This is a genomic window from uncultured Blautia sp., from assembly GCF_902497045.1.
Lineage (GTDB): Bacteria > Bacillota > Clostridia > Lachnospirales > Lachnospiraceae > Blautia_A.
Window position 1 is genome coordinate 1 of record NZ_CABVDF010000308.1, and the last position, 2,500, is coordinate 2,500.

Consider the following 2,500-nt stretch of genomic DNA (forward strand, 5'->3'; position numbering starts at 1 on the left):
TGTATTTTTCCGAAAAATTTTCAGCAGATAAAAAGGATTTACACTGACTTCTTTTTGCTCTGATGTGGATATATAGATCCCAATATGGAGATGGACAGGAAATCGTCCTTTTGTTCCTTCCGGTCCATATCCGGTGTTTCCCATATATCCCAGAATATCACCGGCCTTTATCTCTTCGCCTTCCTGAAAATCTTTTTCATAATCAGAAAGATGTGCGTAATAAAAGTATCCTCCATGAGGTGAACGTATTCCGATCCTTCTGCCGCCCAAAGGAAGCCATCCCTTTTTCTCAACCACTCCATCTGTCATACTGATCACCGGATAATAGCCGGAACGATCTGTTTCTCCAAAAATATCCGTTCCCTCATGAAATCTTTTTCCTCCATAAGCTCTTTCCGTCAGCCAGGTATTTTCAAAGTAAGTTTTTTCTGCAGCAACAGGAAAAAATTTTACATCTTTCCATATGGCTTTGTATACTGCGCTTATTTTTTGATATTCTTCTGGCTTATATTGTTTTAATTTAGCCGGCATTTCCAGTGTTTTTTTTCCATGAAACCCTTCCTGGGCAACAGAGGCCAAAAGAACGCCGATCCAGTTATCCTTTCCCTCTTTACGGATCTGTTCGTAATCTTTCACGGTTACCTTCTGTCTTCGGAACTGCACGCTTTCCATATATGCATCAGAAAGAAAAGATGCTTTACTTCTTTCCCTGATCAAGTGTTCCAGATCACCAAGAATAAAAATATACAGAAAAAACAGCACAACTGCAGCTGCTCCATATGATCTGTTTTTATTCATTCATTTCCTCCTGTCAGAAACACAGTTTATTTTATGCCCTGATATTCCGCATAAGAACAGCACATTTCTTTTAAGCAACGCAGACAAGCATCCTCAAGGAACGTTTTTTGTTTATCAGGAAAAGTTCACACAGAATGCACTGTTTTCCTATAGAAGCAAAAAACAGACATCTGCCCCTTTTTCCTGAACAGATGCCTGTCTTTATATAGAAAATATGATCAGTTTTTCAGATACTCCAGTACTTTTACAAGATATTTCCAAACTCTCTCTGTAGAAGCAATATCAAGCATTTCCTCAGAGGTATGGATATCTTTCATATTCGGTCCAAGGGAAACACAGTCCAGTCCTTCAATTTTCTTGTAGAACAGACCACACTCAAGTCCTGCATGGATTGCCACAACATTTGGTTTTTCTCCATACATTTCCTCGTAAACCTCAACCATCCGGTCTCTCAGCGGAGAATCTTTGCGGTATTCCCATGCAGGATAAGCTCCCTGAACAGTATATTCTCCTCCAAGGAATTCTGTCAGATAGCAGATCTTATCGGAAAGAGCTGCTCCTGCTGCTTCAACAGAACTTCTGACACTGGAACTTCCCAGGAATTCATCTTCTCCAAGTTTTACAATTCCAATATTGGTAGAGGTTTCTACCAGTCCATCAATGGTTCCGCTCATTTTCTGGATACCAAATGGAACTTCCATCAGGAAAAACAGCACTTTTTCTCTGCTGGTCGGATGAAGAACTTTTGCAGAGGCAGCGCCAAGATCTGTAATTTCAACTGTGATCTTTTCGTCTGTTCCTGCATATTCTTCCCGGAATCCTTTCTGAAGCTTTTCTGCACATGCTTTTACTGCATTTATGTCCTCTACAAGAAGTTCTGCATCTGCTTCTCTTGTGATGGCATTGTCCTTCTGACCGCCTGCCAGGGAAATAATCTCATAAGCAGTTTCTTTCTGGAGACTGTAAAGAAATCTTCCCATCAGAACATTGGCGTTGGCACGTTTTTTGTCAATCTCTGCTCCGGAATGTCCTCCCATAAGTCCTGTAATCTTTACTGCTGCCTTCTGACCTTCTGCCTCTACTCTCTGTACGGGAATTGTACTGATACCGGAAAGGCCGCCTGCACAGCTGATCCACAGACTTCCCTCTGCTTCAGAATCCAGATTGATCAGTCTTTTTCCTTTTAATACGCTGCAATCAATGCCTTCTGCTCCGAGAAGACCAATTTCCTCATCAACAGTGATCAGCACCTCAAGTGCCGGATGTGCAATATCTTCACTCTCTAAAAGGGCAAGTCCATATGCAACCGCAATACCATCATCTCCACCCAGAGTTGTTCCATTTGCAGTCACATATCCATCCTGTACAGAAATATTCAATGGATCTTTTGTAAAATCATGTTCTACATCCGGACGTTTCTCGCAAACCATGTCCATATGTCCCTGAAGAATCACTGCAGGAGCATCTTCATAGCCCTTTGTTGCCGGTTTGTAGATCACAACATTATTCATCTCGTCCTGAACATATTCAAGTCCGTGTTCTTTTGCAAAGCTTACCAGATAATCGCTGATCTGCTTTGTATTACCTGAACCATGAGGAATCTTACAAAGTTCCTCAAAATAATAAAAAACTCGTTTTGGTTCACAATTTTCCAATGCTCTCATATTCGATTTCCTCCATTTCGTCATGAGAATTCTTCATA

2 protein-coding genes are annotated in these 2,500 nt (G+C 41.1%); both read right to left on the reverse strand.

The features are described from left to right. On the reverse strand, positions 1-798 hold a 798-nt coding region (locus RDS42_RS14095; RefSeq protein ID WP_308784216.1), incomplete at its 3' end, for a M23 family metallopeptidase. A 218-nt stretch (positions 799-1,016) separates the two neighbouring features. After that, complete coding sequence (locus RDS42_RS14100; protein WP_308784217.1) at positions 1,017-2,462, reverse strand: aminoacyl-histidine dipeptidase; 1,446 nt, start codon at positions 2,460-2,462, stop codon at positions 1,017-1,019. Positions 2,463-2,500 lie beyond the last annotated feature (38 nt).

Excerpts from the sequence above, each read along its gene's own strand:
- RDS42_RS14100 (WP_308784217.1), bottom strand. The coding sequence starts at position 2,462 with ATGAGAGCATTGGAAAATTGTGAACCAAAACGAGTTTTTTATTATTTT.